Raw genomic sequence first — 23,610 nt, 5'->3', positions numbered from 1 at the left:
ATGGAGGCCCACCATGCGCCACGCCGCCCGTGCCCTCATTCTCGCTGCTGCCCTCGGCACTGCCCTTGCGGGGTTCATCCCCGCATCAGCGCAGGCGGGCACGGCGCGCATCACCTTTGTCGCGCCGCAGAACTACACGGACGGCAATCTCGGCTGGGCGCCGGTCGACCAGCGCCTCACGCTGGAAGGGCTTACCCGCATCATCGAGCGGCTCGCCGCCACGCGGCTGCCGCCCGGCGACACGCTGGAGGTGAGCGTTCTCAATCTCGACCTCGCCGGCATGATCAACCCGCTCGCCTCACGCACCGGCACGCTGCGGGTGATGCGCGAGGATACCTGGCCGTCGATCAAGCTCGCCTACACGCTGCGCCGGGACGGGCGCGTGCTCGCGCGCGGCGAGGAGACCATCCGCAGCCTGAACTATCTGATGGACCCGGTGGCGGTGCGCTCGGTTGATCCGCTGCGCTTCGAGAAGGCGCTGCTCACGCGCTGGTTCACCACCACCCTGCGCCCCTATCTGGCGACAGGCGCACAGGGTTGAGGACGGCCGCCCGGCTCAGAGGAAATAGAGCCAGGTCAGCAGCGCGAAGCAGGGCATCAGAAAGATGAAGGACCACGCCATGTAGCCGAAGAAGCTCGGCATGGCGACGCCGCGGCTTTTGGCGATGGCGAGCACCATGAAGTTCGGCGCGTTGCCGATATAGGTGAGCGCGCCCATGAACACCGCGCCAGCCGAGATCGCCTCCAGCGTCACCGCATATTTCGTCATCAAGAGCTGCGGGTCGCCGCCGGCGAGGTTGAAGAAGACGAGATAGGTCGGCGCGTTGTCGAGGAAGCCGGAGAGCAGACCGGTCATCCAGAAATAGCCGGCATTCACCGGCTCGCCCGCCGGATCGGTGACGAGGGCGACCAGCGGGGCCAGCGCGCCGTTCGAGCCAGCCTTCAGGATGGCGATCACCGGAATGATGGTGAGGAAGATCGCGGCGAAGAGCTTGGCCACCTCGCGGATCGGCTCCCAGTCGAAGCCGTTGCGCTCGCGGATGAAGGCCGGGGTGATCCAGAGCGACACGCCGGCAAGCGCGACCAGCGTGACATCGCGCACGATGGAGGGCAGCGCCACATGGGTGCCGAGAATGTCGAACTCGATGCCGGGCTTCCACAGCGCGCTCATCAGGATCGCCGCGATCACGCCGCCGAGCAGCGGGATGTTGCGCTTGCCGCGCAGGCCGAGGCTCTCCGTCTCCGGGGTCGGATCGGCCTTGGGCGGCAGCTTCTCCTCGCGCGCGTAGAAATAGCGGTCGAGCAGGAAGAAGGCGACGAGCAGGATCGCCCCGATCACCGCCGTGTCGTGGAACAGGTGCCGGGTCGTCCAGAAGAAGTCGACGCCCTTGAGGAAGCCGAGGAACAGCGGCGGATCACCCAGCGGCGTCAGCGAGCCGCCAATGTTCGATACGAGGAAAATGAAGAACACGACGATGTGGACGTTGTAGCGCCGGTCGTCATTGGCGCGCAGCAGCGGGCGGATCAGCACCATGGAGGCGCCGGTCGTGCCGATGAAGCTCGCCAGCACCATGCCGGTGGCAAGAAGGCCGGTATTCACCGCCGGGCTGCCACGCAGATTGCCGGTGAGCAGGATGCCGCCGGAAATGGTGAAGAGCGAGAACAAGAGGATGATGAAGGGGATGTATTCCAGCGTCGCGGCGTGGACGACCTCATAGGTCGCCAGCCCCGTGCCATAGACCGCGACGAAGGGCACGAGGAAGGCGAGCCCCCAGAACAGCGCGACCTTGCCGTAATGATGGTGCCAGAAATGGCCGGCCAGCAGCGGCAGAATGGCGATGGAGAGCAGCATCCCGACAAAGGGAATGCCCCAGAGCAGCGGCAGGGTGGCGCCTTCGATGCCCGCGCCCGGTGCGGCGAGGGCGGGCGCCGCGCCCACGAACAGGAGGGCGGCGGACAAGGCGGCGGTGGCGGCGGCTTTCGTCGTCGGCATCGGTCTTCCCTGCGGCTTGAATGAAGTGATCCCCCGGTTAGCAACGCCCTCCCCTGGTGTCGAGCGAAACCGGATTTCGCTGGTGCCGATGTGATCACGCGCGCTGCCGGGGCGCAGAGCCGCCGACGGGGCGTGCGCGGCGGGTTGGCGGGGGTGACCGGCCTGCGCTAGAGGTGAGCCGTGCCCACCCCTGCCGCGCCGATCCGCGGCGATGAGGATCCCATGCCCCGCGCCGTCGCCGGACCCGAGATCGAACGCCTCATCCAGCTGCTCGCCCGCGTGCCCGGCCTCGGGCCGCGCTCGGCCCGGCGCGCGGCGCTGCAGCTCATCAAGAAGCGCGAGCAGTTGATGAGCCCGCTTGCCGGTGCGATGCAGGACGTGCTCGGCAAGATCGCCACCTGCCGGGTCTGCGGCAATCTCGACGTACGCGACCCTTGTTCGGTCTGCACCGACGAAACCCGCGACCCGACGCTGCTGATCGTGGTGGCGGATGTCGCCGACCTGTGGGCGCTGGAGCGGGCGGGCGCGCTCAATGCCCGCTACCATGTGCTGGGCGGCACGCTCTCCCCGCTCGACGGCATTGGGCCGGACGAGCTGAACCTCACGACGCTGATGGCGCGCGTGCAAGGCGGGGAGGTCAGCGAGGTGCTGCTGGCGCTCGGCGCCACGGTGGATGCGCAGACCACCGCCCATTACGTCACCGAGCTGCTGCGCGAGAGCGGGGTGAAGGTCACCCGCCTCGCGCAGGGCGTGCCGGTGGGCGGCGAACTCGATTATCTCGACGAGGGCACGCTCTCGGCCGCCATCCGCGCCCGCACCAGCCTCTAGGACGCCGCCGCCAGCGTGCGGAAATGCCCGCGCGCCTGCAGATAGGCGAGCAGGATGAGGCTCGGCACGGCGGCGATGAGCGAGCCGGCGAAGAACCAGAACCAGCCGAGCTCCGTCGCCACATAGCCGGCCGAGGCGGCGAGATAGGTCCGCCCGGTCGCCGCCAGCGCGGTGAGCAGCGCGTATTGCGTCGCCGTGTGCAGCGGGTTGCGGCAGAGGCCCGAGAGATAGGCGACGAAGATCACCGTGCCGATGGCGCCGGTGAAGTTCTCCGCGACGATGGCGATCGACAGGGCGGTGTAGTCATGCCCCTGCGTCGCCAGCCAGGCGAAGGAGAGGTTCGAGGCGCTCTGCAGGATGGCGCCGATCCACAGCATGGTGGGAAGCGGGAGGGCCCGCGCCGCCATGCCGCCGACAATGCCGCCGACCAGCGTCGCGCCGAGGCCGAGGCCCTTCACGATGGCCGCGTAATCGGTGCGGGTGAAGCCGAGGTCGATGACGAAGGGCGCGGTCATGGCGCCGGCAAAGGCGTCGCAAAATTTGTAGAGCACCACGAAGGCGAGGATGGCGAGGGCGAGCGGCTGGCCGAGGAATTCGGTGAAGGCGCTGATCGCCGCGCGCAGCACGCGCTTCACCGGCGACTCGGCGGCCTGCGCCGCCGTCTCGCGCCCCGCCGTCGAGGTGGGCTCGCCCGAGCAGAGCGTGGTGACAAGACCGATGCCGACGCAACCGGCCATGGCGAGGTAGCCCCAGCGCCACGCGGCCGCGGCGTCGAGCCCGAAACCGTCCTGGATAAAGGTCACGAGGAACAGCGCACCGGCAGTCGAGACCAGCATCCCCACCCGGTAGGCGAAGACATAGGCGGCCATGCCGGCGGCCTGCTCGGAGAGGTCGAGGCGCTCGACGCGGTAGGCGTCGATCACGATGTCCTGCGTCGCCGAGGCAGCGGCGACCAGCAGCGCGGCGAAGGCGACCAGCCACGGCGCGGCGCGCGGATCGACGCTCGCCAGCAGGCAGATGGCGCCAGCGAGCAGCAGCTGGGCGAACACCATCCAGCCGCGCCGCCGCCCGAGCCAGCGCGAGAGCAGCGGAACGGGCAGCGCGTCGACCACCGGCGCCCAGAGGAACTTGATGGCATAGGGCGTGCCGACCAGCGCGAACAGGCCGATGGTGGTGAGGTCAACCCCCGCCTCGCGCATCCAGATCAGCAGCGTCGAGCCGGAAAGCGCCAGCGGCAGGCCGGAGGAGAAGCCGAGCAGCAGAATGGCGATGACGCGCGGGCGCAGATAGACGGCAAGGCCGGCGAGCACGCCGGTCGCGGGTGGATCAGCAGCATTGGGTGGGCCGGCCGGGTGGCGGGCAGCGTCGGTCATGGCGATGGCGCATCCGTCGAACCGCCCGATTCGCCCCGGGCCGGGTATCCTCTCTAGCGCGGAAGGGGAACGCTGTCGCGCGCGCCCCTCACGCCTCCGGCGCGGCGGGCGGGGTCGCCACGGCGGGCTTGTCCGGCACCGGGATCACATCCACCGCCACGCTCAGCCTCTGCCGGCCCGAGCCGAGCAGCACGCCGCCGATCGGCGCGACATCGGCATAGTCGCGCCCCACCGCCAGCACGACATGGTCGGTCGAGACGCGCAGCGCGTTGGTCGGGTCGAGCCCAACCCAGCCGATAGCCGCGCCGCACCACACTGCGACCCAGGCATGGGTGGCGTCCGCCCCCTGCAGGCGCTCCTTGCCGGGCGGCGGCTCGGTCCGCAGAAAGCCGGAGACATAGGCGGCGGGCAGGCCGAGCCCGCGCAGGCCGGCGATCATGATATGGGCGAAGTCCTGGCAGACGCCGCGCCGGATGGTGAAAGCCTCCAGCGCCGGGGTGGAGACATCCGTGGCGCGCGAATCATAGGTGAACTCGTCATAGAGCCGGTTCATCAGCTCGACCGCGCCAGCCAGCATCGGGCGCCCGGCCGGGAAGCTCTCGGCCGCCCAATCGGTGATGGGCGGGCTCAGCGGCACCAGCAGGCTGGGGAAGATGAAATGCGCCGGCGAGGCCGGCGAGACATCCAGCACGGCGCCTGAGGCGCTGCGCACATCCTCCCATTCCGGCGAGGCGTCCTCGTCCCAGCAGGTGGCGGGGGTCACCTCGACGCGGGCGCGGGTGTGCACCTTGAAATCGGTGTGCGGCGTCTCGATGCGGATATGCACGACATGGTTGCCGAAGAAGTCGCGCGTGTCGGTCCACTCCACCGGCTCGGGCTCGACGGTGAAATGGCTCGCCACCACGCGCTGGCCCAGCCGGTCCACCGGCACCATGCGCACGACATGGCGGGCGACCGGCACCGGGAAGGCATAGGAATAGGTCGTGGTCTGGTGGATGTCGTAGAACATGGCCCGATCCTACGCCAAATCTTACGCCAGGAGATCCCAGGGCGTCTCGACCGGCAGGCGATGGATGAAATAACGCTCGGCCACCTCGTTGGAGAGCTCCATCAGATGCGCCTCCACCTCGCGCAGCCGGGCGTCGTCGAACTCGATGGCGTCGAACGCCTTCATCGAGGCGGCAAGGCGCGCGGCGAGGCGCTCCTCGGGCGGGGGCGGCTCGTCGCCGAGATGGCCGGGCAACTGGTCGAGATGGGCCATGATGGCGTCGATCTGGTAGGCGAGCGAGCGCGGGTTCACCGGCTCCAGCAGCACGAGATCGAGCACCGGGGCGCGGCTTTCCACCATCACATAGCGTGAGCGGTAGGTGATCTGGCTGTCGCAGAGTTCCAGCAGCACGTCGAGCGTGCCGGCGGTCGGCTCCTCGCCCAGCGCGCGGGCGAAGCGGCAGGTGGCGATGGCGCGCTCGATGCGGCGGCCAAGATCGAGAAAGCGCCAGCCCGCCAGTCGGTTCATGTTTTCCGAGGCGAGACCGGAGAAGGCGGCGAGCGCCCGCAGCGCCCGGTCGGCCCGCTCATAGGTGTCCGGCTCGGCGGCGGAGAGGCGCTCATTGATGAGCACGACGAGGTCCGCCAGCGTGCGCCACGCATCCGGCGACAACCGGTCGCGGATGACGGAGGCCGACTGCCGGGCGGCTTCGATGAGGTTCGGCACCGCGCCCGGCAGGTCGCGGCGGGTGAGCGCGGCGAGCGCATGGCGGGCGGGGCGCACGCGGCCGAGTTCGTCCGGCACCGCGCCCCAGGACTGCAGCAGCGCCATGAGCTTGGCGACCGAGGAGCCGCCGCCCTCGGCCGAGGAGGACAGCCGGCCGACCAGCGTGCGCAGCAGGCGCAGCGTCATCTCGGCGCGTTCGACATAGCGCCCCAGCCAGAAGAAATTATCCGCCGCGCGGCTGGGCAGCGGGCCGGTCTGGCGCTTGATCTCGACGCGGTCCACCGCCGGCAGAAGCGTGGTCTGCTCCACCGGCGTGTCGTCGAGCACCCACACATCGGCCGAGCGGCCGCCGCCCTGCATGGTGACGGCGCGAGCGTCGAGAGTGTCTGAGACGCGGCAGAAGCCGCCGGGCATGACCTTCCAGCCGTGCTCCGTCGCCGCCGCGAAGATGCGCAGAATGAACGGGCGCGGCTCCAGCTTGCCATCGTGCCAGACCGGCATGGTGGACAGGCGCGCCGCCTCCTGGCCGACGAAATCGACGCCGCGCGCGCGTATCGCCGCCTCCAGCTTGGCGCGGCCTTGCTTGTCGAGATCGGCGCCGATGGTCGAGCCCTGGTCGAGCACGCCGGGCAGCGTGCGCCGGAAGGCCGGGGAGATGACCAGATCGTCCAGTTCGTCGAGCACGCGCTCGCGCTCGGCCTCCTGCCCGCACCACCAGGTGGCAACGTTCGGCAGCAGCAGGTTCTCGCCCAGCACGCGCTTGCCGAGGCGCGGCATGAAGCCCATCAGCGCATTGGCCTCGACGACGCCCGCGCCGACGGCATTGGCCACCGCGACGCCGCCCGAGCGGATCGCCTGCACGAGGCCGGGAATGCCGAGCCGGGAGCGCGGGTTCAGCTCCAGCGGGTCGGCATAGTCGGAATCGAGGCGGCGCAGCAGAACGTCGACGCGCTTCAGCCCGGCGACGGTGCGCACATAGACGAGGTTGTCGCGGACGGTGAGGTCTTCACCTTCCAGCAGCACGAAGCCGAGATAGCGCGCGAGATAGGCGTGCTCGAAATAGGTCTCGTTCAGCGGGCCGGGAGTGAGCAGCCCCACCCTGCCCTCGCCCGAGCGGTCGAGCCGGGTCAGCCCGGCGCGCAGCGCCTGGAAGTAGCCGGCGAGGCGCACGACATTGAGCGAGCGCGACAGGTCCGGCAAAGCGCGGGAGATGGCGATGCGGTTCTCCAGCGCGTAGCCGGCGCCCGAGGGCGACTGGGTACGGTCGGAAATCACCCACCATTGCCCGTCCGGGCCGCGGCCGATATCGGCGGCATAGATGCGCAGGAAGCTGCCGCCATGCGGATCGACCCCGACCAGCGGGCGCAGGAAATCCGGACTGCCCATGATCGCCGCCGCCGGCAGCGCGCCGGACTGGACGAGATTGCCCGGCCCGTAAATGTCGGCGAGTACGCTTTCGAGAAGCTGCGCGCGCTGGATGATGCCGCGCTCGATGGCGCGCCATTCCGCGCCGTCGATCACCAGCGGCAGGTGCGAGATCGGCCAGGGGCGCTCGCCGCCATTGGGATCGTCATAGACGCGGTAGAACACGCCGGAGCGGTAGAGGTGCCGGTCGGCCGCCTGGAAGCGGCGCTGCACTTCCTCGACGCCCATTTCCGCCAGCGCCGCCAGCAGCGCGTGCCAATGCGCGCGCGGGCGCCCGTCGGCACCGACGAGTTCGTCGTGGACACCGGGGAGCGGCTTGTATCCCGCCAGCAACGCGTCGACCGCTTCCTCCTCGAAGCGGCGGGTGAGCGCCTGCGGGTCACTACGTCTGGGCATGGGCTCCTCTATGCGCGCCCGAGCTTGCTCGAGGCAAGCCGACGGCGGTGGCGAGGCGAGGCTTCACCACAGAAAGGCAACCGGGCCGGCGGCAGGCCGGCCCGCACTCACAGGCGCGGCGGGCGCCTGAGGTCGAGTGTCGCGGGGAATTCGCCCGAAGGCTCTTCCGGCGGCACGAACAGATAACCGGGCGTGTGGCCGAAATCCTGGAAGCGCGCGAGGCGGCGCGCCTGTGCCTCATAGGAGTTCACCGGGAAGGTATCGTAGTTGCGTCCGCCCGGATGCGCCACATGATACACGCAGCCGCCCAGCGAGCGGTTGGACCACAGATCGACGATGTCGAAGGTCAGCGGCGCGTGGACGGGAATGGTCGGATGCAGGCCCGACGCCGGCTGCCACGCCTTGAAGCGCACGCCGGCGACATATTCGCCGAAACGGCCCGTCGGCAACAGCGGCAGGCGCCGTCCATTGCAGGTGACGACGTGGCGGATCGGGTTCAGCCCCTGCACGCGGGCCTGAAGCCGCTCCACCGAGGAATCGACGAAGCGCACCGTGCCGCCGACCGCGCCCTCCTCGCCGAGCACATGCCAGGGCTCCAGCGCCTGTCGCAGCTCCAGCGAGACGCCGCCATGCTCGACCTGCCCGAAATAGGGGAAGCGGAACTCGCGCTGCGCCTCGAACCAGAGCGGGTCGATGCGGTAGCCGGCGCGGCCGAGATCGTGGATCACGTCCATGAAATCGGCCCAGACGAAGTGCTCCAGCATGAAGCGGTCGGCGAGCGCCGTACCCCAGCGGGCGAGCGGGCCCTCCTGCGGCTCGCGCCAGAACCAGGCGATGAGCGCGCGCAGCAGAAGTTGCTGGGCAAGGCTCATGCGCCAGTCCGGCGGCATCTCGAAGGAGCGGAACTCGACGAGGCCGAGGCGGCCGGTCGGGCCGTCCGGCGAGAACAGCTTGTCGATGCAGATTTCCGAGCGGTGGGTGTTGCCCGTCACATCGGTCAGCAGGTTGCGGAACAGCCGGTCGACCAGCCAGGGCGGCGGTGTCGGCCCCTTGCCGGGGGTCGGCACGTTCGCCATGGCGATTTCCAGCTCATAGAGCGAATCGTGCCGCGCCTCGTCGATGCGCGGGGCCTGGCTGGTCGGGCCGATGAACAGGCCGGAGAACAGGTAGGACAGCGAGGGGTGGCGCTGCCAATAGGTGACGAGGCTCTTGAGCAAGTCCGGCCGGCGCAGGAACGGACTGTCCGCCGGAGTGGCGCCGCCGACCACCACATGGTTGCCGCCGCCCGTACCGGTGTGGCGCCCATCCACCATGAACTTCTCGGTGCCGAGGCGGGAGAGGCGGGCCTCCTCATAGAGATCGCGGGTGATCTCGACGCAGGTCTTCCAGTTGCTGGCCGGGTGGACGTTCACCTCGATCACGCCCGGATCGGGCGCGACGCGAATGACGTTGAGCCGCGGATCGACCGGGGGCGTGTAGCCCTCGATATGCACCGGCAGCTTTAGCTCGGCTGCGGTGACCTCGACGGCGGCGAGCAGCTCCAGATAGTCCTCCAGCCGCTCGGTCGGCGGCATGAACACGCAGAGCCGCCCGTCGCGCGGCTCGATGGCGATGGCGGTGCGGACCGAGCCGGTGCCGGTGAGCACCTGGTTCACCTTGTCCTGCTGGCCCTCATCGACCGTCATGCGGCGGTAGAGCTGGTGCAGCGATTCAGCGTCCGGCAGGTCGCCGGTGATCGCCATCGGATCGGCCGGATGAACATAAGGATAGGCGGCCGGCGGCACCCAGGGCAGCGCGGCGAGCGGCAGGCGGAAGCCGACCGGGCTGTCGCCGGGCACCAGGAACAGCTTGCCGCGTCGGAAGCGCCACTTCTCGCTGACCCAGCCGCGCGAGGAGCGCGCCTGCCAGCGCTGCACCGGCAGCACATAGCCGGTGGGCCGGCCGAGGCCGCGCTCGAAGACGCGGGCGATGCGCGAACGCTCTTCCGGATCGTCGAGCTTGGAATCCCCCGTGGTGACATTTTCCGGCAGGTCGCCTTCCTTGAGAATCCAGTGGCCGGGATCCTCGAAGGCGGGCTCGACAAAGTCGGTGCCGAGGCCGAGACGGGTGGCGAGGTTCTCGGTGAAGCCCCGCGCCTCATCGACCGTCGCACCGGAAATGTTCTCGGTCGCCACCAGCGCCGGGTCGCGCCAGATCGGCTTGCCGTCCTTGCGCCAGTAGAGCGAGAAGGTCCAGCGCGGCAGGCTCTCGCCGGGATACCACTTGCCTTGGCCGTAATGCAGCATGCCGCCCGGCGCGAAGCGCTTGCGCAGGCGGCGGATCAGGTCATCCGCGCGCATCCGCTTGGTCGGGCCGACGGCGGAGGTGTTCCACTCGGCGCCCTGATAGTCGTCAATGGAGATGAAGGTCGGCTCGCCGCCCATGGTGAGGCGGACATCCTGCGCGGCAAGATCGGCATCCACCTTGTCGCCGAGCGCGTCGAGCGCGGCCCAGGCCTCGTCGGAGAAGGGCAGCGTCACGCGCGGCTTCTCGGCGACGCGGGTGACCCGCATGTCGAACTCGAAGGCGGTCTGCGTGCCCTCGGGCGCGGTGAAGCCGCCAGTGATCGCGGCGGCGGAGACATAATTGGGCGTCGCGCAGAGCGGCAGATGGCTCTCGCCGCAGAGCAGGCCCGAGGTCGGGTCGAAGCCGATCCAGCCGGCGCCGGGCAGGTAGACTTCGCACCAGGCGTGCAGGTCGGTGAAATCGACCTCCGTGCCGGTCGGGCCATCCAGCGCCTTTACATCCGGCTTCAACTGGATGAGGTAGCCGGAGACGAAGCGCGCGGCGAGGCCGAGGCGGCGCAGGATCTGCACCAGCAGCCAGCCGGAGTCGCGGCAGGAGCCCGCGGCGAGCGCCAGCGTCTCGTCCGGCGTCTGCACGCCCGGCTCCATGCGAATGACATAGCCGACGCGCTGCTGGAGCTTCTGGTTGAGCTCGACGAGGAAGTCGACCGTCGCCACCTCGCCCTTCGGCCGTACAGACTCGACATAGGCGTCGAGTTCCGGGCCACCGGCTTCCGGCTCGAGATAGGGGATCAGCTCCTTGGCCAGCGCCGGCGGGTAGGTGAAGGGAAGCGTCTCCGCGAACTCCTCCACGAAGAAGTCGAACGGGTTGTAGACCGTCATGTCCGCGATGAGGTCGACCTCGACGCGGAACTCGGTGGTCGGCTCCGGGAAGACGTAGCGCGCCATCCAGTTGCCGAACGGATCCTGCTGCCAGTTCACGAAGTGGTTGGAGGGCGTGACCTTGAGCGAATAGCTCTTCACCGGCGTTCGGCAATGCGGCGCGGGACGCAGCCGGATGATCTGGGGGCCGAGGGTCACCGGCTGGTCGTATTTATAGGCGGTGACGTGATGCAGGCTGGCGAAGATTGTCATAGGCACCCAACTGAACAGCGGACCCGCACGCGGCGCTTGACCGGCGCCGGGGCGCCGGAGCGAAAAGCCTCGCGCCCGACAAGCGGCACGACGCCTCCGGCCTGAAGGACGCAGGAATCATGCCGTATGGGCGGGCGAGGCCAAGGATAGCGCAGCGTCGCGACGCGCCGCAGCGATGATCGCCCGCGGCAGCGGCGCAGATCGGCAACCGCCTCATGAAGCGTCAGTTCCCTGCCGCTTAATGAGGCGCTGGCCATATCAAGTGGCCGGGTGGGGCGCGGCGGGGGGCTCGCCAGAGGGCGGCTCATGGCCGGCCGGCGCCGTGCCCTTGCCCCGGCTGCGCCACTCCTCGAAGCGCTGCAGCACCGCGTAGAAGGACGGCACGAACAGAACCGCGAGGCAGGTCGAGGCGAGCATGCCGGAGAACACCGCGATGCCGATCGACTTGCGCGAATTGGCGCCCGCGCCGGTCGCCAGCACCAGCGGCAGCACGCCGAGGATGAAGGCGAAGGAGGTCATCAGGATCGGGCGGAAACGCAGCCGTGCCGCCTCCACCGCCGCCTCCATGATCTCCATGCCCTCCGCCCGTTTCTCGCGGGCGAATTCGACGATGAGGATCGCGTTCTTCGCGGAGAGGGCGATCAGCAGGATGAGGCCGATCTGGGTGTAGAGGTTGTTGGCGACGCCGAGGCCGGTGAGCGCGCCGACCGTGCCGAGCAGCGCCAGCGGCACGGCGAGCAGCACGGAGAGCGGCAGGATCCAGCTTTCGTACTGACCGGCGAGCACGAAATAGACCAGCAGGATGGCGAGGCCGAAGACGTAATAGACCTCGTTGCCGACCACTTCCTCCTGATAGGACATGGCGCTCCACTCATAGCCCGTGCCCGGCGGCAGGGTCTGGCTCGCCACCTGCCCCATCACGTCGAGCGCCTGGCCGGAGCTGAAGCCGGTGGCTGCCGCGCCGACGATGGTGGAGGCCGGGTAGAGGTTATAGAGCGTGATCAGCGGCGGGCCGAAGGCCGGCTCCACCTTGGCCAGCGTGCCAAGCGGCACCATCTCGCCCGAGGGCGTGCGGATCTTGAGGTTCAGGATCTCTTCCGGCGTGCGGCGGAAATCGGCCTCGGCCTGGATATAGGCCTGGAAGGTCTGGCCGAACTGGTTGAACTGCGTGACATAGGTCGAGCCGACATAGCCCTGCACGGTGGAGAACACCTGGCCGACGGTGACGCCCAGCGTCTCCGCCTTCACGCGGTCGATCTGCAGGAAGAGCTGGGGCACATTGGCGCGGAACGAAGTGCTGAGACGCTGCAGCGAGGACTGCGACGAGGCGTTCTGCACGATCGCCTGCGTCAGGCTCTGCAGCTCCATGAAATCGAAGCTGCCATTCTTCGATTCCACCATCATGGTGAAACCGGAGGCATTGCCGATGCCTTGAATGGGCGGCGGCACCAGCACGAAGGTCGCGGCTTCGTCGATCTGCTGCAGCTCGCGGTTCAGTGTCTCATAGATGTAGAGCAGGCCCTGGCCCGCCTTGTCGCGCACGTCCCAGTCCTTGAGCATCACATAGGCGACGCCGGCATTGGGCAGGGTGGCGTTGTTGTCGAGCACCGACACGCCGGAGATCGAGATGACGTTCTCCACGCCCGGCGTCTTGCCGGCGATGGCGGAGATCTTCTCCATCACCTCGGTCGTGCGCTGGAGCGAGGCGGCGTCGGGGAGCTGCGCACCGATCAGCACATAGCCCTGGTCCTCGGTCGGCAGGAAGCCGGTGGGCACGCGGGTGAGGCCCCAGATGGCGACGCCGATCAGCACGAGGGCGACGGCGGTGGTGAGGTAGCTCACCTTCACCATGTGGCGGATGAGGCCGGCATACCAGTGCTCGGCCCTGTCATAGACCGCGTTGAAGCCGCGGTAGAACGCATTGCGCTTTTCCGGCGGCACCGGCGGACGCAACCACAGGGCGCACTGGGTCGGCTTCAGCGTCATCGCGTTGATCGCCGAGATGAAGGCGGTGGCGGCGATGACGAGGGCGAATTGCTGGTAGAGCTGGCCGGTAAGGCCCGGCATGAAGGCAGCCGGGATGAACACCGACATCAGCACCAGCGTGATGCCGATGATCGGCCCGAACAGCTCGTCCATCGCCTTCTCGGCGGCGAGGCGGCCGGGCAGTCCCTTCTCGATGTGGCGCGCCACGCCTTCGACGATGACGATGGCGTCGTCCACCACGATGCCGATGGCGAGCACGATGGCGAACAGGGTCGACAGGTTCACCGTGAAGCCCATCGCCGACATGGCGGCGAAGGTGCCGATGATGGTGACCGGCACCGTGGTCGCCGGCACCAGCGTCGCGCGCCAGTCCTGCAGGAAGACCAGGATGACGATGAGCACGAGGATGCCGGCCTCGAACAGCGTCTTGTAGACCTCCTTCACCGAGGCGTTGACGAACACCGTGGTGTCGAACGGTACCTGATAGGCGAGGTCCGGCGGGAAGGTCTTGGACAGCTCGACCATCTTGGCGCGGACTTCCGTCGCCACCTGCAGCGAGTTGGCCTCGGGAAGCTGGTAGATGCCGAGCGCCGCCGCCGGCTGGCCGTTGAAGGTGAAGACCTGACTGTAGGTCTGCGCGCCGAGCTCAACCCGCGCCACGTCGCGCAGCCGGGTGATGCGGCCGCCATCGGCATTGCTGACCTTGACGATGATGTTCTCGTAATCGGCGGCATCGTTCAGCCGGCCGGCGATGTTCATCGTGTACTGGAAGTTCTGGCCCTTCGGCACCGGCGGCATGCCGACGACGCCCGAGGCGACCTCCTGGCTCTGCTGCTGCACGGCGTTGACGACGTCCTGCGGCGTCAGCCCGCGCGCCTGAAGCTGGTTCGGGTCGAGCCACATGCGCATGGCGTACTGGCCGGCGCCGAACACGTTGACATTGCCGACGCCGTTGAGGCGGGCGATTTCGTCCTGCAGGTTGATGATGCCGAAATTCGCCAGGAACAGGCTGTCATAGGTGTTGTTCGGCGAGTAGAGCGTGACGAATTGCAGGATCGCCGTCGACTTCTTCTGCGTCGTCACGCCCTGCAACTGCACCGCCTGCGGCAGCGAGGACATGGCGATGGCGACACGGTTCTGGACGAGAACCTGCGCGAAGTCCGGGTCCGTGCCGATCGCGAAGGTCACGGTCAGCGTGTAGGTGCCGTCCGACGCGCTGGTCGACTGCATGTAGAGCATGCCCTGGACGCCGTTAACCTGCTGCTCGATCGGCAGGGCCACCGTGTCCACCAGCGTGCGGGCGCTGGCGCCCGGATAGAGCGTCGTCACCTGCACGGTCGGCGGGACGACGTTGGGATATTGCGCCACCGGCAGCGTCAGCAGCGCCACGCTACCGATCAGCACGAAGACCAGCGCCAGCACGTTGGCGAGAACCGGCCGTTCGATGAAGAAGCGTGAGATCATGGCGCGGGCCTTGGGTTCGGTCGGGACGGAGCAGCGTCAGGTATCGGCGGCGTCAGGCGTGATCGGGATGCGCGCCGGGGGCGAGGCCGCCGGCGCGGAACGGGCTCACGGCGCGGGCTTGGCCGCAGGCGCAGGGGTGGCGGCCGGGCTGGCCGCGGGCGCCGCGGGATTCACCGTCGCCGCGATGGGCGCGGCCTGCGTCAGCTGCGGATCGACCTTGGCGCCGGGAATGGCGCGCTGGATGCCGCCCACCACCACCCGGTCATCGGCCGAGAGGCCCGACTCGATTACCCGGTACTGGCCCATCTGCTGGCCGGTGGTGACGATCTTCTGCTCGACCACATTGTCCTTGTTGACGACCAGCACATAGCTGCCCTGCTGCGCCGTGCCGACGGCGGTGTCGTCGACCAGCAGCGCGTCCGGGATCTGCTGGGCCGGCACGCGCACGCGGATGAACAGGCCGGGCAGCAGGCTCAGATCCTTGTTGTCGAACAGGCCGCGCACCAGCAGCGTGCCGGTGGAGGGATCGACCTCGGGCGCGACATAGTCGAGCCGGCCCTTGTGCGGGTAGGCGTCGCCCTCGTTCTGCAGGCCGATATCGACCTCGACTTGCTTGACGTCCTCGATGGTGCGCCCGCGCGCGGCCAGCGCCTCCTTGATGCGCAGGACCTGGTTCTCGCCAATGTTGAAATAGGCGTAGATCGGGTCCATCTGCACGATGGTGGCAAGCGTCGTCGGCTGGCCGTGTCCGACCAGCTGGCCGACATCGGCCAGATGCCGGGTGACGATGCCGTCGAAGGGCGCCGTGACGGTGGTGTAGCCGAGATTGATCTGCGCGATCTCGATATTGGCCTTGGCGGCATCGACCGAGGCCTGCGCCTGATCCATCGCCGCGCGGGCCTTGTCGACCACCGCCTGCGAGGCGAAGTCCTGCTGGCCGAGCGTCGACTGGCGGCTGTACTCGGCCTTGGCGTTGATGAGCTGGGCATTGGCGGAGGCGAGCTGCGCCTTCGCCTGGTCGAGATCGGCCTGATAGGTGTCCTGCTGGATCAGGAAGAGCCGGTCGCCCTTCTTGACCACCTTGCCGTCCTGATAGTCGATCGACATCAGGAAGCCCTCGACGCGGGCGACGAGATCGACGCTGTTGATGGCGGCGGTATTGCCGGTGAATTCGAGGTAGCGAGTGACCGCCTGCTTCAGCGGCTGCACCACGCTGACCTTGGCCGGCGGCGGGGGAACATATTTGTTCTCTTCCGTACAGGCCCCTAGGAGCCCGGCGAGCGCCGCCACACCGAGGATGCCGGCCATCCTGGCCGCTGGCACCGACAGACGCATAGCCGAGATCATCACATTCCCCTCGCGAGCCCACACTCGACGGCAGAAATATACCGGTCGCATTAGGCTTGTCTAGTTGTACGATTATTCTACGACAACCTAGTAAATCCCTCAGACGAGCGTAGTCTTACCGTCACAGAAACCGCGAGGAGCGAGCTGTGGAGCGGCCGCGTTCCGCCCGACTCAGCCGCGCCGATGGTCGTGTCGCATCCCCGACCGCTTCTATACGCGCGACCAACTCGCCCGACTGGAGGCGACCGGGCGCGCAACGACCGACTAGGCGGCGAGGCGCGCGGGTTGTACTGGTAAGGAGTGGCCGTTGACGCAGCCGGGGCGACCGGTCCACGGGCGGCCGCCCGGCGCCGCCGGCGCCGCCGACCTCCGTCACCTGATTTGCCGTGCAAGGGAGCCCGCATGACGACCCCCGCCGCCCCTATCCGCGCCACCCTGGCCCTCGGGGCCGCCCTGTTTTTCACACTGGCCGCGCTGCCCGCGCACGCCGCCGACCCCGCGCTCAAGCTCCACCAGGGCGACATCTTCACCGATCCGGTGGGCTCGGTGATGGGGGTATCGATCACCAACGGCACCAACGCCACCATCGGCTCGGCCGTGGTGACCTGCGCCTTCACCGCCAAGGGCAAGGCCGCCGGCTCGGCCAGCACGACGATCTTCAACATCGTGCCGGGCGACAAGGGCCAGGATCAGGTTCACCTGATGGGTGCGAGCGCCGACGCGGCGACCTGCACGATCACGGCGACCACGCCGGCCGGCAACTGAGCGGGACGCGATCCGGGCCGCGACGCGGTTCGGGCTGACCCGCGCCCTTGCGCCGGTAGACGTCCCGGATGCGCGCCCTCGCGAAGTTGCGGAAAAGGCGGGGCCGTCCCACGCTTTACACTGGCGCCCGCTTGCCAGAGCGACACTCTTCGCTATATTCCGCGCCTTCTCAGCGGGCGACGCAAGCGCCGCCCAAGAGACGCCGGGCCCTATGCCCGCCGACGGAGGGGTGGCCGAGTGGTTGAAGGCGCACGCCTGGAAAGTGTGTATACGGGAAACCGTATCGCGGGTTCGAATCCCGCTCCCTCCGCCAAAATTTTTCTCTAATATCTTAAAATATCAGGATATTTCAGATCGTAAATTTCACTTACCCCACCGCATACCCCACCCGTCGACAGGCATTGCAGCGAATTGGGGCGAACGCCCGCGAATAGAAAGGGCGGCTAGCCCGTGGCCTCCGCCCTGTTGTCTGGTGTGATTATGGCGCTGACCATCATTCGTCGTCGTCCGGTGGGGGATTGGCGACGACGGGAAGCGCGCTGCCCTGGCACTGCTTCACGAGCAGAGCGATGGGGTTCTCCGTGTCGCCCTGCACACGCATCTTGTCGTTCAGCATACCCATGTGGCGCATCAGCAGTTCGAGGGCGCCCTTCTTGTCGGAGAGCTTCAGCTTCTTGATGGTCCCAACCAGCGCACCATCTTCACGCTGCTCGATCGCATCAAGGCCAGCCAGGGCGGCGGCTGTGTCGTCGTCCATCTCGTGGAGCGGCTTCATCGTGCCGTCCGCGTTGAACGCCTTGCGGATGTCGAGAAAGGCGAGGCGAGCGACTTCCTTCAGCACTCGGTCCTGAGTGATCTCGGTACGAGCCGACCGCTCCGCCATGGCGGCCTGAATCCGCACTGCAACCGGAGTTTTTCGGATGAGCTGCCGTCCAATATCCGCCGCCGTGTTTGGGCTGTAGCCGGCCCGGCGTGCCGCCTGGGTGGCATTGAGATCAACGAGATACTCTTCAGCGAAACGCTGCTGCTTGGCCGTCAAACTGCTGCGGGTCATGAGACGTCTCACTTATATCGTGTTTTCGCGAGGAACAGGGGGAACAAGGGGTACACAACTGATATCGTTGTCGAATTTCTGTTCCCCCCGCATTTCCGACTTGGGGAACAAGGGGAACAAATTGGATGACGGCAAGACGCCGCTTGCTAGCGCCTGCGCGCCTACGACTCCGCGCCTTCAATGATTGTCGAGCTGAGCACGTAGCAGCGTACAGACTGCTTAAATCCCGGTAGCCGGTACTTGGTTTGGGCCTTCCCGTCGCTTCCAACCTTGAGAAATCCGCGCTTTGCCAGGACTTTGGTGACAAAAGACGCGTCCATTCCGGCGCAGATGTCGGTTTTCCATGCCTCTGGCAGGACGATGTACTCGTAGCCATTGCTGGCATCACCGACCCGAAATCCCACCCGATTGATCACGCGCGTTTCGGCATGGTCTCGCACATCCCCGATCGGTTCGAACCGCGAGGCGCCGTGCTGTTCGATGAAGTGGCGCACCTGTGCGATGGCGTTCCGCTCTTCCGCTGGCTCAATACCGCCTCGCTGTGCCAGCCAGTTGTGGAAGCACTGCGCCGCCGCCCGCATAGCCTCGCCTTCCGGCCAAGGCAGGGTGCCTGCTTCTCGCGCGATTTCACCAGCGGCAGCGACCAGGCCGAACCGAGCTGCGACCCGACTGATCTGTCCATCCGCTCCATCAGGACAATGATCGCGGACAAATTGATCACAGAAGGCACGCGCATCTCGCTGCACATCGTCGAAGCGCTCCACGACCATCTTTAGGAAGGCACGACTGGCGTGGCCATAATGTCGGGCGGCGGCGGTCTTCAAATGACGGGAGAAGCCGTCGGCAGTGTCGAAGCCGTGCAGATCCTCGAACAGCCCGAGACCGCCGCCGGCATCGGCAGGGATGTCGACGATCCTCACCTCCTGGCCGGCAGCCGCACGCCGGGCGCGGCCATCTTCAGCGAGTTTATCGGCAAGGCTGACCTCGCCGCTTGACAGGAACAGGACGCGCCAACTCGCGGCAGACCGCGCTTCGCCGGATCGTCCAGCCCGCGACTTCCCCGTGCCATTTGCCAGCATGTAGGCGATCGAGCCAGCCTCACGACCATCGACTTGGCCCATCTCGTCGAGGCAGAGCAGCGCATCGCAATGAAGCGCGGCAACGCCTTCGAGACCGTTCGTGGTAGCGCGCCATGTGCGCAAAAATCCGTTGAGGCCACCACCTCCCCAAACCGATCCGCCGACAACGAGCGCGGTGCTCTTTCCGGTTGAGGATCCACCGCGCAGATGGAAGCCGCCTCCCTCAGCATCGAGCGGATAAAGTAGCGGCGCGGCGAGCGCCGCCGAGATGGCCAGCCCGAGGCGAGAGTTACCGACCGCGTACCGGGCGACGTCTTGTTGCCAGTGCGAGAGACTTCCGGCTGTGCGGAACGGATGATCGGGCGGCACGGCCGTCTGCAACAGCAACTGTTCGCTGGCGGAGCCAGAGTCTATCGCCTGGTCAACAGTGACATAGGTCCGACCGTGCCAGCCGGTGCGCGACACGCACCGGGCCTTCTGCTTCGGGCGCTGGGTACAGATAAACTCGTGAAGGTGCTCTCGCGCTTTGTTGCCGGGCGCCGGGATCAATCCCATGCGCAGCAATTCGCGCCGATACTCCGAACCATCACCCGCCAACAACTCCATGGGCATTGCCCATTCGCTGGAGCGACCATCGCGGTCGAGAACGCGCAGAAGTCGACCCCAATTCCGGCCATCCGCGTCACGCGTCTGAGCAACAACGGTCAATGGCGAGCAGAACCAGCGATATTCACGCCGCGACTCGCCCATCTCTTTAAATTCGCAGAGCTTGAAGACGCCTGTCGAGTCCGACTTGAATAAAGGTAATACCTCCTCGGCAGCGAGCACCAATTCAGGGTTCAACACGGCATCGACATTCCGCTTCTGCCGCTCGTCTAGGTGAAAACTGATCACTTCAGCATCAGTCTTTATCAGGTCGGCCAATACCTCTGCGGTCACTCCCGCATCGACAGCATCGACGATACCCCACCCGTCGTCAGGGGGAGGCGCATCCCCCAAAATGCCGCCAGCAACGCGGGTGAGATCGAGCGCCTTCACATTGCCCGCCCCAGCCCTGGCGGATTGATCGGCGATCATGTCAGCCCAAGCCTGGCCCTCGCGGCCAATCGTCGGCACCAGGATGATCGACCTGCCGATGATAGGACTGAAGTCCGTCAATGCGGGCGACTTGGTATCGTGCGCCGTCGTGGTCGCCACCATATCCGGCATCAGCATCGTCGCCGCCTCAACCGACCATTCGTCGGGGCAGATCAGCACCGGTGCATCAGGACGCGATAGGATCGCCGGCAAGTTGAACATTGGCCGAGGCGCCGGCATCGGCTTCATGCGCCATGCCGCGCGCTTGCCCGGCCCCAGATCACAATAAGTGATGTGCGCGACGTGCTCCGGATCGACATCGGACGCTGACCAGCGGACGACATAGCCCACAAGCTGCCCGGCGGCATCGCGATAGGGCCAAGTCCACTGCGGTTCGCCCCATTTGGGATGCTTGAACCCCATGACCGGCGCATCGGCAGGCACTGGAACAATCGGCACCCTGGTCGGCATGGAGGCGGGCTTGCTATCGGCGGGCTCGGGCTTCCGGTCAAAGCTCCCGTCCAGATCTACGAAAACACGATCTGCAATGCGATCCGGCCCTATCGGGCTTCCAAAGCCAGCATCGATCTGGCGCTTTATGACGTCCAGCACGCCTCGCTGGGACCAACGTCGCTTCGGATTGCCGTTGGTCATCTGCATCCCGGCTGCGAGCAGGGCGCGCTCCGCATCATCGCGAACGATTTCGCCTGAGGCGATACGCTGGCCGACTTTGTAAGCGGCGCTCGCCAATGTGTCCGACTGAGTGCCGGGCGCGGCGCAAGCGATGCGATCGCATTCGGCATCCATCGCCGCTCGACCCCAGGCCGTGGTTACCCCTGAAGGAGCAGCGATGGTCGATGTGGAAACGGAGACAGTCGAAGGCGTGGCATCGAAGGGCTGAGCGTCGATGATGGGAGCGCAAGCGGCCAAGAACTCGGCGACCTGTTGCTCCGTGACGGGCATAAGCTTATCGCGGTGCCGAGTTTCCGGCGAGTCCGCGGACCACCGATACTCGGCGCCGCTCGGGTGCCAGCCAAAGGCAACGAACTGTTGTCCGCGCCCCAGCACCTCGACGGCACCGTCCTCACCCCGGATCACCAGCTTGCGAGGTTCGCCCTCTGCCGCCCGATACAAAAGGAGGAACCTATGGCTGTCGTCCCGAAAGCGCACGGGCGCTTCACCCAACATGTCCGTTGCCAGCCGCCACACAGCTTCGGCAGTTGCCTCGTCGTCAATATCGGCATCAATTGCGGAGAGCCCGTCAGCGAGAATGCCGGTATTGAGCGCGGCATCCGATATGGCGGCATCAGGCCCAACGCACGCCGGTGGGTTCAGCCGGGCGCGATCGGGCCACTTCGCTTCCGCCGGCACCTTCTCGCCAGTTCTGACAGGAACCGGGCGGAAACCGTTCGCCCAGACATTCCGCCGTCGCTGGAGGATGTCATCCTGCTGGAGTGGCCCGCATGTCGTGGTAGTCATTTAGATATGCCTTTGAGTGGCCCGTAGCGATTGGCGTAGGCCGAGAGCAGAAAGGAAGAGGGGAGTGGCCAGGCGAACCCGGCCACTGGCGCTAAGGCTGAGCGACGGGCGGAGGGTACACGGTGATGAAACCGTTAAATCCGGCGAACTCGGTGAATTCGTCAGCCTCTTTAAAGGCCACCGCTCGCGTCATGCGTTCCACGATTGGCTGCCAACCACTCGTCTTCGTCATCGTGAACGCAGACCAATAATTGCTCGCTACGGGCAACACCGTCACGGCCCTCAAATTCGGATCGAGCTTGCTAGTCATTGGCAGATGGACTTGCACACCCACTGCTATGTTCTTGGTTGCGTAGTAATCAACCTTATTGAAGGCTGCGCATATCGCATCCTTGAAAGAGCCGTCGCCGTATCCGGACGAGCCCTTCCCAAGAAATCCGCCCCCCCAGTAGATCTGATCCCCCTGATTGGCAGGCGGCATGCAGAGCGCCATCGACCACCAAAGCTTAGGGGTGACCTGAGGAATCAAAGCGCCGAAGCGATCATCAAGCCCAGCGTCATGCAGGCATTTAACGGTGGGGATGAATTCTGAGCAGATGTATCGGCTAAGATCATCTTGATTGGTACAGTCAGCGTTGCAGCGCTGACGGTGTTTCGCTCTTTTCTCCATGCCCGCCTCCCGTCACTTGCTCGGGACGCGGGAGGGAAGATTGGCGACGAATGCTTCAAGGTCACTATGAAGGATGATCGTGCGTGCGCCGAGCTTCTTGGCCGGCAATCGCCCAGATTTGATCATGTCGAAGATCGTCGTGCGGCCGATACCGCTGGCCTTTACCGCCTCGGGGATCGAAAGAGAAACCGTCATGTCTGTCTCGCATCGTTGGCGAGCCGGCTGGATACGCGCCGGTTCGCAGGGAACGATGCAGAGGGTGGGCTAGAATCGCTGGGGAATGTTGGGGAAATGCAGGGAAAGAAGGGGATGCCCCGCCCCCACTGCACGACCGAAACGCCAACCAGGGGGGGGGGAAGCAAAGATGGATGCCTCAGCCCTCCGCTTCACGCATTAATTTAATAGTATTTCTTATGGTTTTGTCGTCAGCAGAAAAATTCACATCGCCCTCCCCTTTTTTATTGTTAATATGTTCAATAATATCGCTTTTTATTTCTTTCTTCGGCTTTTCGTCTGGTATCAGTGCCGACGCTCCCCACAACGCAAAAATTGCGTTGCGAATTTTATTTGACTGCGCGCTTGGCATATTTGGATACACAACGCCTGCATATGAAATCTCGGGCATGAGAATATCTGATACCACTCTCATACCAGCGCCGGCCTCTATACTTTCTACAAACATAACGAATCCGTCTCTCTTTACACGAACATTGGAGTATGATTCGTACCCTCTCGGATCAGATTCAGCGATTTCATCGAGAATTTTTTGAAGAATTTCGGCGGATTCGGTGAAACAAAACGCATTGATGCGATTGTATTCTGGGTCAAATCCTCTCATGGCAGCGCTGTCGTCTGCCGCGAAATAAGTCGGATCGATTTCTCTAGGGACGATATTCTTGGGGCCGAACTCGAGTTCGAAGGCGAGATTTTCATGTTTGAAGCCCCAGAATCTGACCTTTCCACCTCGCGCCGCCGCGTTGAGAGCCCGATAGAAAGATCTCTCGTCAACACGCTCGACTTCGTCTGGGTCGCGATAGAGGGCGTACTCCAGTGCCGCCGAAAGAGAAACATCGGGCGCATCGGGCAAAGTAGGTCGGATCATATTCTTCTTCTTTTCATCAGACATAGACGACTGAGCCTTGCGTGATCGGGACGGATGGCGCTCCAAGTCGTGAATATAGGATTGGAGCGCCTAATGCATCGCTTCAGCTCGCCGCCCGGAGCTTGACCCGCTCATCAAGCGCAGCGTCGATCATCCGCTTGAGTCTCAGAATTTCGTCGAAAGTCAAACGCCTCGCTGCATCAAAGCCATCGCTATTCTCGCCCGCGAGCCATTCGAACTGCATCTCGATCTGCGAGAATAAGCATTCCGGCTCGATCCGCCGCCTGGAAACGATGAAGCGGAATTCCAAATCGTCGACGCCGGCACTGTGGCGAAGGGTGATGTCAGCCATGGACGCCTCCATGAGCTGCGAGAGCGACTTTAGCGCTTGTCACCGCGTGAAACACGCTGGGCTCCTCGAAGGCCAAAGCGTGCCGCC

General features: G+C 66.0%; 16 protein-coding genes and 1 tRNA gene. 4 read left to right on the top strand and 13 right to left on the bottom strand.

Features of this window, described 5'->3' with window-relative positions; genetic code table 11:
- The first annotated feature begins 13 nt into the window (after nucleotides 1-13).
- A complete protein-coding gene (locus AncyloWKF20_RS19375; protein ID WP_279315582.1) occupies nucleotides 14-541 on the top strand; it encodes a DUF3016 domain-containing protein in 528 nt (175 codons plus the stop codon).
- Between the two features lie 15 nt (nucleotides 542-556).
- Here the strand turns inward: AncyloWKF20_RS19375 and AncyloWKF20_RS19370 are convergent, their stop codons facing one another.
- On the bottom strand, nucleotides 557-1,993 hold the full coding sequence (locus AncyloWKF20_RS19370; RefSeq protein WP_279315581.1) for a sodium:proton antiporter: 1,437 nt from the start codon (nucleotides 1,991-1,993) through the stop codon (nucleotides 557-559).
- Nucleotides 1,994-2,215: 222 nt separating this feature from the next.
- On the opposite strand from AncyloWKF20_RS19370, the gene recR reads away from it, so the two are divergent.
- The gene (recR, locus tag AncyloWKF20_RS19365; protein WP_279315580.1) at nucleotides 2,216-2,821 is read left to right on the top strand and encodes a recombination mediator RecR; all 606 of its coding nucleotides are present in this window, start codon (nucleotides 2,216-2,218) and stop codon (nucleotides 2,819-2,821) included.
- On the opposite strand, the gene AncyloWKF20_RS19360 is transcribed toward recR, so the two are convergent.
- The 6 genes from AncyloWKF20_RS19360 to AncyloWKF20_RS19335 all read right to left on the bottom strand — a co-directional run bounded on the left by AncyloWKF20_RS19360 (nucleotide 2,818) and on the right by AncyloWKF20_RS19335 (nucleotide 15,906).
- A complete protein-coding gene (locus AncyloWKF20_RS19360; protein WP_279315579.1) occupies nucleotides 2,818-4,194 on the bottom strand; it encodes an MFS transporter in 1,377 nt (458 codons plus the stop codon). The genes recR and AncyloWKF20_RS19360 overlap by 4 nt on opposite strands.
- An 88-nt stretch (nucleotides 4,195-4,282) precedes the next feature.
- Nucleotides 4,283-5,203, bottom strand: a complete 921-nt coding sequence (locus tag AncyloWKF20_RS19355) for a transglutaminase family protein (RefSeq protein WP_279315578.1) — start codon at nucleotides 5,201-5,203, stop codon at nucleotides 4,283-4,285.
- Nucleotides 5,204-5,224: 21 nt separating this feature from the next.
- Nucleotides 5,225-7,729, bottom strand: a complete 2,505-nt coding sequence (locus AncyloWKF20_RS19350) for a circularly permuted type 2 ATP-grasp protein (protein ID WP_279315577.1) — start codon at nucleotides 7,727-7,729, stop codon at nucleotides 5,225-5,227.
- Between the two features lie 107 nt (nucleotides 7,730-7,836).
- A complete protein-coding gene (locus AncyloWKF20_RS19345) occupies nucleotides 7,837-11,148 on the bottom strand; it encodes a transglutaminase family protein (protein ID WP_279315576.1) in 3,312 nt (1,103 codons plus the stop codon).
- 258 nt (nucleotides 11,149-11,406) lie between these two features.
- Nucleotides 11,407-14,598, bottom strand: a complete 3,192-nt coding sequence (locus AncyloWKF20_RS19340) for a multidrug efflux RND transporter permease subunit (RefSeq protein ID WP_279315575.1) — start codon at nucleotides 14,596-14,598, stop codon at nucleotides 11,407-11,409.
- Nucleotides 14,599-14,703: 105 nt separating this feature from the next.
- Entirely contained in the window at nucleotides 14,704-15,906 is a 1,203-nt protein-coding gene (locus AncyloWKF20_RS19335; protein WP_279318033.1) for an efflux RND transporter periplasmic adaptor subunit, read from the bottom strand.
- 441 nt (nucleotides 15,907-16,347) lie between these two features.
- On the opposite strand from AncyloWKF20_RS19335, the gene AncyloWKF20_RS19330 reads away from it, so the two are divergent.
- Complete coding sequence (locus tag AncyloWKF20_RS19330; protein WP_279315574.1) at nucleotides 16,348-16,710, top strand: hypothetical protein; 363 nt, start codon at nucleotides 16,348-16,350, stop codon at nucleotides 16,708-16,710.
- A gap of 223 nt (nucleotides 16,711-16,933) precedes the next feature.
- Nucleotides 16,934-17,023 (top strand) — tRNA-Ser (locus AncyloWKF20_RS19325).
- A gap of 180 nt (nucleotides 17,024-17,203) precedes the next feature.
- On the opposite strand, the gene AncyloWKF20_RS19320 is transcribed toward AncyloWKF20_RS19325, so the two are convergent.
- The 6 genes from AncyloWKF20_RS19320 to AncyloWKF20_RS19295 form a co-directional block, all read right to left on the bottom strand.
- Nucleotides 17,204-17,764 (bottom strand): terminase small subunit, encoded by a 561-nt coding sequence (locus AncyloWKF20_RS19320; protein ID WP_279315573.1) that lies wholly within the window; start codon nucleotides 17,762-17,764, stop codon nucleotides 17,204-17,206.
- A gap of 161 nt (nucleotides 17,765-17,925) precedes the next feature.
- Nucleotides 17,926-21,399 carry a DUF927 domain-containing protein gene (locus AncyloWKF20_RS19315; protein ID WP_279315572.1) on the bottom strand — a complete coding sequence of 1,158 codons (3,474 nt, stop codon included), beginning with the start codon at nucleotides 21,397-21,399 and terminating at the stop codon, nucleotides 17,926-17,928.
- A gap of 91 nt (nucleotides 21,400-21,490) precedes the next feature.
- Nucleotides 21,491-22,069 carry a hypothetical protein gene (locus AncyloWKF20_RS19310; protein WP_279315571.1) on the bottom strand — a complete coding sequence of 193 codons (579 nt, stop codon included), beginning with the start codon at nucleotides 22,067-22,069 and terminating at the stop codon, nucleotides 21,491-21,493.
- Nucleotides 22,070-22,081: 12 nt separating this feature from the next.
- On the bottom strand, nucleotides 22,082-22,264 hold the full coding sequence (locus AncyloWKF20_RS19305) for a helix-turn-helix domain-containing protein (protein ID WP_279315570.1): 183 nt from the start codon (nucleotides 22,262-22,264) through the stop codon (nucleotides 22,082-22,084).
- Between the two features lie 178 nt (nucleotides 22,265-22,442).
- Complete coding sequence (locus AncyloWKF20_RS19300) at nucleotides 22,443-23,195, bottom strand: hypothetical protein (RefSeq protein ID WP_279315569.1); 753 nt, start codon at nucleotides 23,193-23,195, stop codon at nucleotides 22,443-22,445.
- 79 nt (nucleotides 23,196-23,274) lie between these two features.
- Nucleotides 23,275-23,523: a hypothetical protein gene (locus AncyloWKF20_RS19295; RefSeq protein WP_279315568.1), complete on the bottom strand. Its 249-nt coding sequence runs from the start codon at nucleotides 23,521-23,523 to the stop codon at nucleotides 23,275-23,277.
- Nucleotides 23,524-23,610 lie beyond the last annotated feature (87 nt).

Origin of the sequence: Ancylobacter sp. WKF20, from assembly GCF_029760895.1 — a bacterium.
In the GTDB taxonomy this organism is placed as follows: domain Bacteria; phylum Pseudomonadota; class Alphaproteobacteria; order Rhizobiales; family Xanthobacteraceae; genus Ancylobacter.
This window is presented reverse-complemented; position numbering and strand designations above follow the sequence as displayed.